This window comes from Streptomyces sp. NPDC003393, from assembly GCF_053589015.1.
Window position 1 is genome coordinate 54,991 of record NZ_JBSFRB010000021.1, and the last position, 13,339, is coordinate 68,329.

The 13,339-nt window shown below is 72.0% G+C and carries 14 protein-coding genes; 10 read left to right on the top strand and 4 right to left on the bottom strand.

Translation table 11 applies throughout. The features are described 5' to 3' along the window. Positions 1–69: 69 nt before the first annotated feature. The 3 genes from ACWDUZ_RS21095 to ACWDUZ_RS21105 all read left to right on the top strand — a co-directional run bounded on the left by ACWDUZ_RS21095 (position 70) and on the right by ACWDUZ_RS21105 (position 1,970). Positions 70–771 carry a DUF2249 domain-containing protein gene (locus ACWDUZ_RS21095; RefSeq protein ID WP_451633309.1) on the top strand — a complete coding sequence of 234 codons (702 nt, stop codon included), beginning with the start codon at positions 70–72 and terminating at the stop codon, positions 769–771. Continuing rightward, positions 764–1,189 carry a hypothetical protein gene (locus ACWDUZ_RS21100; RefSeq protein ID WP_451633310.1) on the top strand — a complete coding sequence of 142 codons (426 nt, stop codon included), beginning with the start codon at positions 764–766 and terminating at the stop codon, positions 1,187–1,189. The genes ACWDUZ_RS21095 and ACWDUZ_RS21100 overlap by 8 nt, the downstream gene beginning before the upstream one ends. A gap of 73 nt (positions 1,190–1,262) precedes the next feature. Then, on the top strand, positions 1,263–1,970 hold the full coding sequence (locus tag ACWDUZ_RS21105) for a helix-turn-helix transcriptional regulator (protein WP_451633311.1): 708 nt from the start codon (positions 1,263–1,265) through the stop codon (positions 1,968–1,970). A gap of 56 nt (positions 1,971–2,026) precedes the next feature. On the opposite strand, the gene dnaK is transcribed toward ACWDUZ_RS21105, so the two are convergent. Further along, positions 2,027–3,895 carry a molecular chaperone DnaK gene (gene dnaK, locus ACWDUZ_RS21110; RefSeq protein ID WP_451633312.1) on the bottom strand — a complete coding sequence of 623 codons (1,869 nt, stop codon included), beginning with the start codon at positions 3,893–3,895 and terminating at the stop codon, positions 2,027–2,029. 328 nt (positions 3,896–4,223) lie between these two features. On the opposite strand from dnaK, the gene ACWDUZ_RS21115 reads away from it, so the two are divergent. The 5 genes from ACWDUZ_RS21115 to ACWDUZ_RS21135 all read left to right on the top strand — a co-directional run bounded on the left by ACWDUZ_RS21115 (position 4,224) and on the right by ACWDUZ_RS21135 (position 7,792). Further along, the gene (locus ACWDUZ_RS21115; protein ID WP_451633313.1) at positions 4,224–4,610 is read left to right on the top strand and encodes a hypothetical protein; all 387 of its coding nucleotides are present in this window, start codon (positions 4,224–4,226) and stop codon (positions 4,608–4,610) included. Between the two features lie 305 nt (positions 4,611–4,915). Beyond that, the gene (locus tag ACWDUZ_RS21120) at positions 4,916–6,043 is read left to right on the top strand and encodes an ABC transporter permease (RefSeq protein ID WP_451633314.1); all 1,128 of its coding nucleotides are present in this window, start codon (positions 4,916–4,918) and stop codon (positions 6,041–6,043) included. After that, the gene (locus ACWDUZ_RS21125) at positions 6,040–6,756 is read left to right on the top strand and encodes an ABC transporter ATP-binding protein (protein WP_451633315.1); all 717 of its coding nucleotides are present in this window, start codon (positions 6,040–6,042) and stop codon (positions 6,754–6,756) included. The genes ACWDUZ_RS21120 and ACWDUZ_RS21125 overlap by 4 nt, the downstream gene beginning before the upstream one ends. Positions 6,757–6,818: 62 nt before the next feature. Beyond that, positions 6,819–7,430: a TetR/AcrR family transcriptional regulator gene (locus tag ACWDUZ_RS21130; protein ID WP_451633316.1), complete on the top strand. Its 612-nt coding sequence runs from the start codon at positions 6,819–6,821 to the stop codon at positions 7,428–7,430. A 206-nt stretch (positions 7,431–7,636) separates the two neighbouring features. Continuing rightward, positions 7,637–7,792 carry a hypothetical protein gene (locus tag ACWDUZ_RS21135; RefSeq protein WP_451633317.1) on the top strand — a complete coding sequence of 52 codons (156 nt, stop codon included), beginning with the start codon at positions 7,637–7,639 and terminating at the stop codon, positions 7,790–7,792. An 84-nt stretch (positions 7,793–7,876) separates the two neighbouring features. Here the strand turns inward: ACWDUZ_RS21135 and ACWDUZ_RS21140 are convergent, their stop codons facing one another. The 3 genes from ACWDUZ_RS21140 to ACWDUZ_RS21150 all read right to left on the bottom strand — a co-directional run bounded on the left by ACWDUZ_RS21140 (position 7,877) and on the right by ACWDUZ_RS21150 (position 10,625). Beyond that, positions 7,877–8,299: an Hsp20/alpha crystallin family protein gene (locus tag ACWDUZ_RS21140; protein ID WP_451633318.1), complete on the bottom strand. Its 423-nt coding sequence runs from the start codon at positions 8,297–8,299 to the stop codon at positions 7,877–7,879. 455 nt (positions 8,300–8,754) lie between these two features. Then, positions 8,755–9,153 carry a RidA family protein gene (locus ACWDUZ_RS21145; RefSeq protein ID WP_451633319.1) on the bottom strand — a complete coding sequence of 133 codons (399 nt, stop codon included), beginning with the start codon at positions 9,151–9,153 and terminating at the stop codon, positions 8,755–8,757. Beyond that, positions 9,150–10,625 (bottom strand): acyl-CoA dehydrogenase family protein, encoded by a 1,476-nt coding sequence (locus tag ACWDUZ_RS21150; protein ID WP_451633320.1) that lies wholly within the window; start codon positions 10,623–10,625, stop codon positions 9,150–9,152. The genes ACWDUZ_RS21145 and ACWDUZ_RS21150 overlap by 4 nt, the downstream gene beginning before the upstream one ends. A gap of 124 nt (positions 10,626–10,749) precedes the next feature. Here ACWDUZ_RS21150 and ACWDUZ_RS21155 point away from each other — a divergent pair, with 124 nt between their 5' ends. After that, on the top strand, positions 10,750–12,444 hold the full coding sequence (locus tag ACWDUZ_RS21155) for an AMP-binding protein (RefSeq protein ID WP_451633321.1): 1,695 nt from the start codon (positions 10,750–10,752) through the stop codon (positions 12,442–12,444). Positions 12,445–12,486: 42 nt separating this feature from the next. Continuing rightward, positions 12,487–13,317: a PaaX family transcriptional regulator gene (locus ACWDUZ_RS21160; protein ID WP_451633322.1), complete on the top strand. Its 831-nt coding sequence runs from the start codon at positions 12,487–12,489 to the stop codon at positions 13,315–13,317. Positions 13,318–13,339 lie beyond the last annotated feature (22 nt).

Here is a 13,339-nt window from a genome sequence, read left to right on the forward strand (position 1 = left end):
AGCGTGCATGTAATAATCCGGGGAGGAGCCACGGACACTCCGCCCGGGCCGAGACAGAGGGGACCGCACATGTCACCCGCCGCTGAGGTGTACATCCAGGCGACCGACACCGACCCGGGCCTGCGGGCGCGGGCGGTCGTCGAGGAAAGCCACCAGCGCCTGCTGGACGGTCTGGCCGCGCTCACCGAGCCCCGCGAAGAGCTCAGCACCGCGTTCACCGAACAGCTGCACCGCTTCCTGACCGCCACCGATCAGACGCTGTACGCCGCCGCGTCCGGTGCCGCCGAGACCCGGCTGCTGGTCCGGGCACTGCGCACCGCGGCCGGCACGATCAGCCGGCACGCCGACTCCCTGACCGGCTCGACGGACGGCACCCGGCACGCTGCGGCGACCCGCACCCTCGCCGGCATGCTCACCGTCCATCTCGGCATGGAGCGCGCCGTACTGCTGCCCGCCCTGGCAGCACTGCCGGGAGTCGACCTGCCCGCCCTGGTCGGCGACTTCACCACCCTCCTGAAGGGCGGCCGGCTTCAGGACTCGGCCGTCGTCGACGTCCGCGAGATCCCGCACGGCCGGCGCCACCCGCGCATCTTCACCCGCTTCGCCCGCCTCGCCGACGGAGAGTCCTTCGTCCTGGTCAACAACCACGACCCCAAGCCGCTGCGCCGCGAGTTCGAGGCCACCCACCCCGGCCGCTTCACCTGGGAGTACGTCGAGTCGGGGCCCGAGCAGTGGCAGATCCGCATCACCCGGGTGGCCGACGATGCCTGAGGAGCGCTCCGGCGACCTGCCGGAGACGGCCGCGGCGCGGGTGCTGTGCGACGTCGGGGTCCTCGCCGGCGAACAGTCCGTAGCCACCGGCGTCCTGTGGAAACTGGCCGAGTCCGGCCGCCAGCTCGACGCCAACCTGATCCGGCTGCCCGCCGGCGAGCACATCGGCACCCACGCCGAGCCCGACCTGGACGTCCTGGTCCTCGTCGTCACCGGCGACGGCGTGATGGACACCCCCGAGGGACAACTGCGGCTGGCCGAGGGGCGGCTCGTGTGGCTGCCGCACGGTTCGACGCGCAGCATCACCGCGGGCCCCCGGGGCCTGGCGTACGTGACGGTGCACCGCCGCCGTCCCGGCATGCAGATCCGCCGCCGTTCCGATCTCGCCCCGGTGACGGCACAGCCCGACGACGCATGACGCAACCGGCGTCTGCACACGCGCGACGGGTTTTCCCTCGTTTCTACGACACGCACTGGGTAAAATCGGTGAAATGAGTGAGCGGACGCTGCATGATCCGGCCGGGTCTCCCGCCGTGGGCGAGAGCCGGGCCCAGGTACTCGACGTACTGCGCGCCGCGCCCGGAGCAGTAGGCGTACGGGAGATCGCCGAGCAGACGGGCCTGCACTCCAACACCGCCCGCTTCCACCTCGACACGCTGGTCAAGGAGGGGCTCGCCGAGCGCGCCACGGAGGGGCACGGACGGCCCGGCAGGCCCCGCGCCGTCTACCGCGCCGCCGCCTCCCCCCGCGTGCCGGCGGGCCGCCGCAGCTACCAGTTGCTCGCCCAGATGCTCACCGGCCTCGTCACGGAGGCACTGCCCCAACCGGCCCAGGCCGCGGTCGACGCCGGGGAGGCATGGGGCCGCTACCTCGCCGACACCCCCTCGCCCGCCCAGCGCATCGACGCGGCGGAGGCCGTCCGGCGGCTGACCGAGGTGCTCACGGACGTCGGTTTCTCCCCGGGCCCGGTCCAGGACCGCCCCGACCCGGTCGTCCCGCTGCGGCACTGCCCGTTCCGCGAAGTCGCCGAGGAACACCAGGACGTGGTCTGTTCCCTGCACCTGGGCCTCATGCGCGGCGCGCTGAAGGAAGTACGCGCCCCCCTGAACGTCGACCGGTTGCAGCCGTTCGTCGAGCCCTCGCTGTGCCTGGCCCACCTCACACCCCTGGAAGGGCACCGCCCGGACCGCAGTGCCTGAGTACGCACGAAGACGCTGACGGCGGCGCGGACGACGGCCTGACGCCCCGCTCGCCGTCAGGCCGCGTCCGGCTTGTCCTCGTCGACGATCTCGGCGTCCACCACCTCGTCCTCGGACCCGCCTGTCGTGCCACCCGCGGACGCCCCGGCCGCTCCCTGCGGCTGCTCGGCCCGCGCCTTCTCGTACAGGGCGGTACCGATCTTCTGCGCGGCCTGCGCCGTACGGTCGATCGCCTGCCGGATCGCCGCGGTGTCGGCGGATCCGTCCTTGAGCTTGTCCTTCAGGTCGGTCAGCGCCGTCTCCGTCTCGGACTTGACGTCCGCCGGGATGCGCTCGGCGTTGTCCTTGAGGAGCTTCTCGGTCCGGTGGACGAGCTGCTCGCCCTGGTTGCGGGTCTCGGCAGCCTCGCGCCGGCGCCGGTCCTCCTCGGCGTGCTGCTCGGCCTCACGGACCATGCGGTCGATGTCGTCCTTGGGCAGCGCGGAGCCGCCGGTGACGGTCATCTTCTGCTCCTTGCCGGTGCCCAGGTCCTTGGCGGAGACATGCATGATGCCGTTGGCGTCGATGTCGAAGGCGACCTCGATCTGCGGCACCCCGCGCGGCGCGGGCGCGATGCCGGTCAGCTCGAACATGCCGAGCTTCTTGTTGTACGCGGCGATCTCCCGCTCGCCCTGGTAGACCTGGACGGTCACCGACGGCTGGTTGTCCTCGGCCGTGGTGAAGATCTCCGAACGCCGGGTCGGGATCGTGGTGTTGCGCTCGATCAGCTTGGTCATGATGCCGCCCTTGGTCTCGATGCCCAGGGACAGCGGCGTGACGTCGAGCAGGAGGACGTCCTTGACCTCGCCCTTGAGCACACCGGCCTGGAGCGAGGCGCCGACGGCCACCACCTCGTCCGGATTCACCCCCTTGTGCGGTTCCTTGCCGGTCAGCTCCTTCACCAGCTCGGTCACCGCCGGCATACGGGTGGAGCCACCGACCAGGACGACGTGGTCGATGTCGGACACCTTGATCCCGGCGTCCTCGACCGCCTGGCGGAACGGCGCCTTGCACCGCTCCAGCAGTTCGGATGTCAACTGCTGGAACTGGGCGCGGGTCAACTTCTCGTCCAGGTGCAGCGGGCCCTCGGCGGACGCGGTGATGTAGGGCAGATTGATCGTGGTCTCCGACGAGGAGGACAGCTCGATCTTGGCCTTCTCCGCCGCCTCGCGCAGCCGCTGCACGGCCATCTTGTCCTTGGACAGGTCGACGCCGTAGTTGTTCTTGAACTGTGTGACCAGGTGGTCGACGATCCGCTGGTCCCAGTCGTCGCCGCCCAGGCGGGTGTCGCCGTTGGTGGCCTTGACCTCGATGACGCCCTCGCCCATCTCCAGCAGGGACACGTCGAAGGTGCCGCCGCCCAGGTCGAAGACGAGGACCGTCTGGTCGTTCTCCTTGTCGAGTCCGTACGCCAGCGCGGCGGCCGTCGGCTCGTTGATGATGCGCAGGACGTTCAGGCCGGCGATCTCGCCCGCCTCCTTGGTCGCCTGTCGCTGGGCGTCGTCGAAGTAGGCGGGCACGGTGATCACCGCGTCGGTGACGTCCTCGCCGAGATACGCCTCCGCGTCCCGCTTGAGCTTCTGCAGCACGCGTGCCGAGATCTCCTGCGCGGTGTACCGCTTGCCGTCGATACTGCCGCGGTCCGGGAACCGCCAGCCGTGATCGCCCATGTGCCGCTTCACGGAGCGCGCGGTGCGCTCGACGTTCGTCACGGCCTGCCGCTTGGCCACCTCGCCGACCAGTACCTCGCCGTTCTTGGCGAAGGCCACCACCGAAGGGGTGGTTCGCGCGCCTTCCGTGTTCGTGATGACCGTGGGCTCGCCGCCCTCGAGGACCGAGACGACCGAGTTCGTCGTTCCCAGGTCGATACCGACCGAGCGGGCCATCTGGTTCTCCCTCCTCACCATGTTCCAGTGCGCCCGGTCGTGAGCCGCGCGCAGGACCGGGCCGCGGAGCGTCTCGCTGCTTGCCTCACTTCCTGGGATAAAACTTGAGTCTCAGGTTGTCAATATTCGGTGAGAGAGGTATAGGGGTTGTCGAGGCGTTCCGGGCCTCCGGGCCCGGAACGGGCAGACCGCCCGACCCCGAGGTGGAGCGCAGGCCGCCGACCGTGCGGGCCGAGCGGCCCGGCACGGGCCGGTCCGCCCCACCTTCGAGGTCCGCGCTCGCAGCGCCCCGCATCACAGCCGCCGACCGGACGGGAGGTGCCATGCCATGATCACTGAACTTGCCGTCGAACGAGTCGAGTTCATCTGCGGCTCGTGCTGGCACCGCTGGAGCGTCGACTACGACGTGCAGCGCTACCGGGACGCCCTCGATGCCGAGTGGGAGGTGTTCTACCGCGACAACATCGCGGTTCCCTCCCCGTACACCCCGCAAGGCGCCCCGCCCTGCGAACACTGCGGCCGCCGCTGGGTCGGGCGCCTCGTGGCCCGCCGTCCCGTGCCCCTGCCCGGTGGCGCCGACACGCCCCGCAGCCGCGTCCCGGCCGAAGGCGGGCACCGCCCCGAGCGGCACACCGCGCCGATGCTGCACGCCGCCGGCCATCCCCAGTCGCCGTCGCAGGCGCGAGCCGGGCAGTCGGCCACAGAATCGTCCTGATCGGGCGGTCGGCCCGAGACGCGCGCCAGCGGGTCACCGCGCAGGTCCCGCCACTGCCCCCGGTGCGGTTCGCGCCGCACGGGGGCAGTGCCCACTGACCGGGCCGGGGTCCAGGCCAAGCCAGGCCGCACCCGCACAGGGGCGGTCCGGTGGGGAAAATCCGGCTGACGTACGCGACACAACATGCCGACAGACACGTCGGTAACATCCGATAAGATGCCGACGCTCACGTCGTCAAGTCAAGGCAAAGAGGCGACGTGGCCGGTCCGTCGTTTCCTCGTTTCCTTCCTCGCTCGGAGAGCTCCGTGTTCCTTGCCCTACGCGATCTGCGCTTCGCTCGCGGTCGCTTCGCCCTGATGGGCGCGGTGGTCGCGCTCATCGCCGTACTCGGTGTCCTCCTGTCCGGGCTTGCCTCCGGTCTGGCGGACGCCGGCATATCCGGGCTGCGCGCGCTGCACGTGACCCACATGGCCTTCGACGAGAAGGCGACCAGCGGGCAGTTCTCCCGCTCGACCGTGGAGCAGGAGGACTGGCAGACATGGTCCAGGACCCCGGGAGTGGAGCGCGCCGAGCCGTTCGGGAACACCCTGGCCAATGCCCAGGTGACCCAGGGCGCCAAGAAGGGCGAGCAGGTCAACCTCGCCGTCTTCGGCATGGCACCGGACTCCCCCCTGGCACCCGGCCCCAGCAAGGGTGAGGGCCTGAAGGACGGCAGTGCGGGCATCGTGATCACCCGGGAGATCGCCGACCTTGGCGTGGAGATCGGCGATGTGCTGACCGCGGACAAGAGCGAGGTGCGGCTGAAGGTCGTGGGACTGGTCGACGAGACCGTCTCCTACGGCCACATCGGCGTTGTCTACGCAGACCTCGACACGTGGCGGCATCTGCACTACGGCCTGCCCGGCGACCTGCCCGAGGCCGCGAGCCGGCAGGCCACCGCCGTCGCCCTGACCCTGAAGCCGGGCGCCGACGTCGCCGCGGTGGAAAAGGCGACCGGGACCATCGTCGAGACCAAGGAGGCCACGTACGACGCGTCCCCCGGCTACGAGGCCGAATCGAGCACCATGGCCCTGATCAAGGGATTCCTCTACGTCATCTCCGCCTTGGTCGTCGGCGCGTTCTTCACCGTCTGGACCGTCCAGCGCAAGCCCGAGATCGCCCTGCTGAAGGCACTGGGCGCCCCCACCGGGTACATCCTGCGCGACGCGCTCGCCCAGGTCGTCGCCGTGCTCGTCGGAGCCACGGCCATCGGCACCGCCGTCGGCCTGGCCCTGGGCAGCGCGATGATCGGCAAGGCCCCCTTCTCCCTCTCGGCCCCGGCCATCGCCACCTCCTCCGGCCTCCTCGTCGTCCTCGGGACCGTGGGCGCCGTCGTCGCCGTCCGCCGCATCACCGCCGTCGACCCCCTGACCGCTCTGGGAGCCACCCGATGACCACACCCGCCACCGACCACCAGGCCGCCGCGGACGCCGACCGCTCCGGTGGGCTGCGCCTGGACGACGTCACCCTCACCCTCGGCGACGGCGACACCGCCGTCACCGCCCTCGACCACGTCGACCTGACCGTCGCCCCCGGTGAGTTCGTCGCCGTCGTCGGCCCCTCCGGATCCGGCAAGTCCAGCCTCCTCGCCGTCGCCGGCGGCCTCCAGCGGCCCACCTCGGGCACCGTGCACATCGCCGGCACCGAGCTGACCGCCCTGTCGGACAAGGAACGCACCGCCGCCCGCCGTCGCCACATCGGCTTCGTCTTCCAGCAGTCGAACCTGCTGGCCTCCCTCACCGTCAGGGAACAGCTCCTGCTGCCCCTGCACATCGACGGCCGCCTCGACGCCGCTGCCCGGGCCCGCGCGGACGAACTCGTCGAAGCCGTCGGACTGACCCACCGCGCCGGCTCCCGTCCGCACCAGCTGTCGGGCGGCGAGCGCCAGCGCGCCGGCCTGGCCCGCGCCCTGATGACCTCCCCCGCCGTCCTGCTGGTGGACGAACCCACCTCGGCACTGGACCGGGTACGGTCCGCCGAGGCGGTGCGGCTGATCGCCGAACAGACCCATGAGCGCCGAACGGCCACGGTCATGGTCACCCACGACACGGCGATAATGGACGCTGCCGACCGGGTGTACGAGATGGTCGACGGCCGCCTGTCCTGACGGGGGCCGCCGACCGGCACCGCGTTCCCGGCCCTGTCCACCCCTCCAGGAGCCCACCCCACATGCCGAAGATCAACGCCTCCACCGTCGCCGAGCACCGTGCCCAGCAACGCGAGGCGCTGATCGGGGCGGCGATCGACATCCTGGTCAACGAGGGTGCCGCCGCCGTCACACCGGCGGCGGTCGGTACCCGCGCGGGCCTGGCTCGGTCCAGCGTCTATCAGTACTTCGACTCCTCGGCGGCCCTCCTGGCCACCATCACGGAGGAGGCCTTCCGCCGCTCCAACGAGGCACTCACCCGCGCCATGGCCGCCGCGAACGGCCCACTGGAGCGTGTCGAGGCGTTCTTCGGGGAAAGCCTCCGCCTGGGCGCCGAAGGCGCACACCGGCCGGCCGTCGCCCTCATGAACGCAGGCCTTCCTCCGGCCTGCCGGCAGCGGCTGATGGAACTCCACCTGGATCAGGTCGAACCGTTCCGCGCCGCCGTCCGGGAGCTCGGCGCTCCTGAGCCCGCGCTCACGGCCGACCTGATCGCCGGAATGCTGCACACCGCCTTGGCCGCCGTCGAGAACGGCACCCCCCTCGATACGGTCACACAGCGCACCCTCGCACTCGTGCGCCGCTGCCTCACCCCGGCGGGCAGCACCGCCCGCGCACCGGAGGCAGGGGCCTGAAAGCCCTCATACCGCCGAAGCACCAGACGTGCCTTCTCTCGCTTTCAGGTTCTTCCTGGCGGTGTTGCGCGGGAGCGGCCGGACCCCGGGCGTCACCGAGAAACACAGCGGTCGCCGTCATGAGCCATGTGAGCTGCGACATTGCCGAAGGGAGCGACCGGCGCCCACCATGAGGCAGACGTCAGGTCAAGGAAAGCAGTTTTTTCATGGGTGATCATGTGCATGTCCGGCTCAACCAGGGGTTGAGCGTGTCGGACGAGGGGGAACTGGTCGAGCACTCGCGCTGCCGGTGCGGTGCCACGTTCACCAAGGTGTTCGACGCCGACGGCGGGGAGCCGGAGCAGCCGGGCCGGCCGTCCTGAGCCGCCCCCGCGTCGGCGGCCCAGGCCTCCCGGCGCGGCGAAGCCCCGGCTCATACGCCGGGGCCCGCGACGGATCATCGCTGCTCAGCCGCTGATCTCCTTGCGGTCACCGCCGCCGCTGATCGCGATCTTGCGGGGCTTGGCCTGCTCGGCGACCGGGATCCGCAGCCTGAGAACGCCTGCCTCGTAAGAGGCTTCGATGCGCTCGGTGTCGAGGGTGTCACCGAGGAACAGCTGCCGGCTGAACGTCCCCGCAGGCCGCTCGGTGATCACCGTGTCGGTGCCCTCGCCGTACGTCGGCTTGCGTTCGGCCCTGACGGTCAGGACGTTGCGCTCGACATCGAGGTCGATGGACTCCGGGCTCACGCCCGGCAGGTCCAGCTCCACGGAGAACGTGTCGTTCTCGCGCCAGGCGTCCATCGGCATGCCGGCCGGGTGCGCGGCCGTGCCCCAGACCCGCTCGACGAGCCGGTCAAGCTCACGGAAGGGATCCGTACGCATCAGCATGGTCATCCCTCCTTGGCGTCGTTCCGTAGACCTTCGCTCTACTTCTGCTATACCACACCATCGGAAAGTTGACACCCCTCGACTCAACCTCTTCCGATGAGCAGGGGTCCCAGCGGCACCGCGCGAGCCCGGCCACCGCCGACGCCGTGACAGCATGCATATTTGTCCCTATTTGTGGAAAAAAATACAATGCCGGAACAGTCACCGGCCGACGGAGCACAGCACCAGGCCCTCAGGGTGCCCCCGAGGGCCTCGTACCGCGGAAGGGAGGGCAGACACATGACGCTGTCGAGAAGGCTTTTCGCACCTCTGGCGATCGGCACCGGCGCCGACGGCCGGTACGTACCCGACAGGCACCCGCAGCCGGATGAGATCTGGACGGACGTCGACTGGTACGACCGGCTCCGCGCCCGCCGGCTGCCCCTTCCCCTCGCGCCGCGCCGTGGGACGGGTCGTCAGGGGAGGACGGCGAGGCCGTCCAGTTCCACCATCGCCTCCTCGTCCCACAGGCGGACCACCTGCACGACCGCCATCGCCGGGTAGTCACGGCCCGCCAGCCGGCGCCAGACGCGGCCGAGTTCGGGGGCATGGGTGCGGTAGGAGGCGAGATCGGTGGCGTAGACCGTGACGCGGGCCAGGTCGGCGGGGGTGCCACCGGCGGCGTGCAGGGCGGTGAGGAGGTTGGTCAGCGCCCGCTCGAACTGCTCGGGGAGACTGTCGCCGGTCACCTTGCCGTCGGAGCCGAGCGCCGTCTGGCCCGCCAGGAAGACCACGCGGGAACCCGTGGCGACGACGGCGTGGGAGAAGCCGGTCGGCGGGGACAGCTCCGGCGGGTTGACGCGTTCGGCGGTCACTCCGTCTCCCCTCGTGTGTGCATGGCGGCGTACAACTCCTTGGCGATGATGGACCGTTGCACCTCACTGGCCCCCTCGTAGATCCGGGGCGCGCGCACCTCGCGGTAGAGGTGTTCGAGGAGGTGGCCCCGGCGCAGGGCGCGGGCGCCGTGCAGTTGTACGGCGGTGTCGACGACGTACTGGGCGGTCTCGGTGGCGAGCAGTTTCGCCATGGCCGAGCGCCGCGGGACGTCGGCGGCGCCGTTGTCGTACGCGGTGGCCGCCGCGTACACCATCAGCCGGGCCGCCTCGGTCCGCAGGGCCATCTCGGCGACCTGGTGGGCGACGGTCTGCAGCGCGCTGAGGGTGCCGCCGAACGCCTCGCGGCGGGCGGTGTGGGCGAGGGTGGCGTCCAGCGCGGCCTGCGCCATGCCCACGGCGAAGGCGCCGACGCTGGGCCGGAACAGGTTGAGGGTGCCCATCGCGACCCGGAAACCGCGGTCCACCTCGCCGAGCACGTCGTCCGCGGTGACCGGGACGCCGTCGAAGTCGAGGGTGCCGATGGGGTGCGGGGAGAGCATCTCCAGTGCGCTTCCGGTGAGGCCGGGGCGGTCGGCGGGAACCAGGAAGGCGGTGACGCCGCGGGATCCGGCGCCGGGCGTGGTGCGGGCGAAGACCGTGTAGACGTCGGCCTCGGGGGCGTTGGAGATCCAGCACTTCTGGCCGGTGAGCCGCCAGCGGGCGGGACCCGCGGGACGGGCGGTGAGGGCGGCGGCAGAAGCGGCGGCGGGCGGGGTGCCGGCCCCCGCGAGTGGTGAGCGGTCCGGCTCGGCGAGGGGTGACGCGCCGGAGGCCGCGAGCCGCCCGGCACCACCGGGCGGGCCGAGCGGGCCGGCGCCGGGATCCACCAGCGGCGCACCGCCGGGCTCGGCCAGTGGGGAGCCGCCGGAGCCCGCCAGTGGTGAGCCGCCCGGACCGGTGAGCCGGCCGTCGTCGCCGGCGAGCGGTGCGGCACCCGGTTCCCCGAGTGGTGAGGCGCCCGGCGGGCCACTGCCTTCCGGCTCACCGCACTGCCCCACCACGCCCTCCGGGTCCGCGCGCAGGCCCAGCGCCGCCGCGTCCGAGCCCGCGCCCGGCTCGCTCAGGGCGAAGGCCGCCACCGCGCTGCCGTCCGTGACCGCCGGCAGCCAGCGATCGCGCTGGGCGGGAGTGCCGTGGGCGTGGACCGGGTGGGCGCCCAGGCCCTGGAGGGCGAGGGCGGTCTCGGCCTCGGTGCAGGCGTAGGCCAGGGACTCCCGCATGAGACACAGGTCCAGGGCGCCGGAGGTGAACAGGCGTTGCAGCAGGCCGAGCCGGCCCAGTTCGGCGAGGAGTGCGCGGTTCACGCGGGCCGGCTCGCCCTTCTCGGCGAGCGGGCGCAGCCGGTCGGCGGCGAGGGTGCGCAACTCGGCGCACCAGGCGAGCTGTTCCGGTTCGAGCGAGAATGCGGGCATTCGCCGGTCCTCTCTCCCCCGGGGACGACCGGGGTTCTCCTTCACCGTATCGCGCACCGTTGACTGTCGTCACCAAGACGATACGCTCCAAGGGCGAGCCCACCACGACGAGGGGCGAACCGCCATGGATCCAACGGTTTCCACCCGGGACGACGTTCGGCCGCCGACGGCTTCGGCGCACGTCGACACCTTCGCGCGCGACCACCTCCCGCCCCCGGACCAGTGGCCCGAACTCCGCTTCGACCTGCCGGAGCTGCGCTACCCCGAGCGGCTGAACTGCGCCGCCGAACTGCTGGACCCCTCGGCCGGGGTCGACGCCGAACGCCCCGTGTTCCGTACCGGAAGCGGGGAGATATGGACCTACGGCGAGCTGCGCGCCCGCGTCGACCGGATCGCGCACGTGCTGACCGGCGACCTCGGCGTGGTCCCCGGCAACCGGGTGCTGCTGCGCGGTCCGACCACGCCGTGGCTGGCGGCCTGCTGGCTGGCCGTGCTCAAGGCGGGCGCGGTCGCCGTCACCGTGCTGGCCCAGCAGCGCCCGCACGAGCTGAGCACGATCTGCGAGATCGCCCGGATCCGGTACGCCCTGTGCGACATCCGGTCGGTGGACGACCTGGTCAAAGCCGAGGTGCCCGGGCTCTCCCTCACGACGTACGGCGGCGACTCCCCCGACGAGCTGCTGCGCCGCCCGGCGCCCGCCACCCCGTTCCCGGCCGTGGACACCGCCGCCGACGACGTGGCACTGATCGCGTTCACCTCCGGCACCACCGGCCGGCCCAAGGGCTGTGTGCACTTCCACCGGGACGTCCTGGCGATCGCGGACACCTTCTCCCGCCACGTCCTGCAGCCGCGCGCGGACGACGTGTTCGCGGGCAGCCCCCCGCTCGGTTTCACCTTCGGGCTGGGCGGACTGGTCGTCTTCCCGCTGCGGACCGGCGCGAGCGCCCTGCTGCTCGAGGAGGCCCACCCGCGGCAGCTGCTGACCGCGATCACCGAGCACCGGGCCTCCGTGCTGTTCACCGCCCCCACCGCCTACCGGGCGATGCTCGACGCGCTCGGCGCGGACGGCACCGGCGACACCTACGACATCTCGTCGCTGCGGCGCTGTGTGTCCGCCGGGGAGAACCTGCCCTCGGCCACCTGGCACGCCTGGCACGAGCGCACCGGCCTGCGCATCGTGAACGGCATCGGCGCCACCGAGCTGCTGCACATCTTCATCTCGGCGGCGGACGGGGACATCCGGCCGGGCACCACCGGGATTCCCGTGCCGGGATGGCGCGCCCGGATCCAGGACGAGAGGGGCCGGCCCCTGCCCGACGGGGAGCCGGGGCTGCTCGCCGTGCAGGGGCCCGTGGGATGCCGTTACCTCGCCGACGAGCGTCAGCGCGGGTACGTGCGCGACGGCTGGAACGTCACCGGCGACACCTACGTCCGCGAGCCCGACGGGTACTTCCGCTATGTGGCCCGCGCCGACGACATGATCATCTCGGCCGGGTACAACATCGCGGGGCCGGAGGTCGAGGACGCGCTGCTGCGCCACCCGGACGTGGTGGAGGCGGCGGTCGTGGGACGGCCCGACGAGGCGCGCGGACAGGTCGTGGTGGCCTACGCCGTCCTGAAGGAGGGCGCGCCGCGCGACGCGGAGGCGTTGCGCGCGCATGTGAAGTCCGAGCTGGCGCCGTACAAGTGCCCGCGCGAGATCGTGTTCCTGGACGCGCTGCCGCGCACGGCGACCGGAAAACTCCAGCGCTTCCGGCTGCGCGGGGCGGACGGGACCCGGGCCGCGGACGCGAACCGCCCGGTCGACGGGGGACGGTGACGGAGCAGGTGACGGTGACCGGCACCTCGCGGACGACCTAAAATGATCAACGTGTCCGAGCAGCCCGCCCAGCCCGCCCCGAGGTCCCTCATCGTCACGCTGTACGGCGCGTACGGCCGCTTCGCTCCGGGCCCGGTGCCCGTCGCCGAGCTGATCCGGCTGCTGGCCGCGGTGGGCGTGGACGCGCCCTCCGTACGCTCCTCGGTGTCCCGGCTGAAACGGCGCGGGCTGCTGGTGCCGGCCCGCACCGAGCAGGGCGCGGCGGGCTACGAACTGTCCGCCGAGGCACGGCAGTTGCTGGAGGACGGCGACCGTCGCATCTACGTGACCGCCCCGCCCGCGGACGAGGGCTGGGTACTGGCGGTGTTCTCCGTGCCCGAGTCGGAGCGGAACAAGCGGCATGTGCTGCGCTCCCGGCTGGCCGGGCTCGGCTTCGGCACGGCGGCCCCGGGTGTGTGGATCGCCCCGGCCCGGCTGTACGAGGAGACCCGGCACACGCTGCGCCGGCTGCGACTGGACGCGTACGTGGACTTCTTCCGGGGCGAGCACCTGGGTTTCGCACCGACCGCCGAGGCGGTGGGGCGCTGGTGGGACCTGGCGGCGATCGCCAAGCAGCACGAGGCGTTCCTGGGCCGCCACGCGCGGGTGTTGAGCGCCTGGGAGCGGCGCGCCGACACCCCGCCCGAGGAGGCCTACCGCGACTACCTCCTGGCCCTGGACTCCTGGCGCCATCTGCCCTACGTGGACCCCGGCCTGCCGGCCCGGCTGCTGCCCGCCGACTGGCCGGGCGTCCGCTCGGCGGCGGTCTTCCGGGGGCTGCACGAGCGACTGCGGGACGCGGGAGCGGTGTTCGCGGGCGTCGCCGGACCATGACGGTAGGTGGCTCGCCGGTCAC

What these genes read in the sequence shown, in the direction of transcription:
- ACWDUZ_RS21135 (WP_451633317.1), top strand. Translation starts at nt 7,637, where the DNA reads ATGGGTGATCATGTGCATGTCCGGCTCAACCAGGGGTTGAGCGTGTCG.
- ACWDUZ_RS21100 (WP_451633310.1), top strand. Translation starts at nt 764, where the DNA reads ATGCCTGAGGAGCGCTCCGGCGACCTGCCGGAGACGGCCGCGGCGCGG.
- ACWDUZ_RS21115 (WP_451633313.1), top strand. Translation starts at nt 4,224, where the DNA reads ATGATCACTGAACTTGCCGTCGAACGAGTCGAGTTCATCTGCGGCTCG.
- ACWDUZ_RS21095 (WP_451633309.1), top strand. Translation starts at nt 70, where the DNA reads ATGTCACCCGCCGCTGAGGTGTACATCCAGGCGACCGACACCGACCCG.
- ACWDUZ_RS21150 (WP_451633320.1), bottom strand. Translation starts at nt 10,625, where the DNA reads ATGCCCGCATTCTCGCTCGAACCGGAACAGCTCGCCTGGTGCGCCGAG.
- dnaK (WP_451633312.1), bottom strand. Translation starts at nt 3,895, where the DNA reads ATGGCCCGCTCGGTCGGTATCGACCTGGGAACGACGAACTCGGTCGTC.
- ACWDUZ_RS21155 (WP_451633321.1), top strand. Translation starts at nt 10,750, where the DNA reads ATGGATCCAACGGTTTCCACCCGGGACGACGTTCGGCCGCCGACGGCT.
- ACWDUZ_RS21105 (WP_451633311.1), top strand. Translation starts at nt 1,263, where the DNA reads ATGAGTGAGCGGACGCTGCATGATCCGGCCGGGTCTCCCGCCGTGGGC.
- ACWDUZ_RS21125 (WP_451633315.1), top strand. Translation starts at nt 6,040, where the DNA reads ATGACCACACCCGCCACCGACCACCAGGCCGCCGCGGACGCCGACCGC.
- ACWDUZ_RS21160 (WP_451633322.1), top strand. Translation starts at nt 12,487, where the DNA reads ATGATCAACGTGTCCGAGCAGCCCGCCCAGCCCGCCCCGAGGTCCCTC.
- ACWDUZ_RS21130 (WP_451633316.1), top strand. Translation starts at nt 6,819, where the DNA reads ATGCCGAAGATCAACGCCTCCACCGTCGCCGAGCACCGTGCCCAGCAA.
- ACWDUZ_RS21140 (WP_451633318.1), bottom strand. Translation starts at nt 8,299, where the DNA reads ATGCTGATGCGTACGGATCCCTTCCGTGAGCTTGACCGGCTCGTCGAG.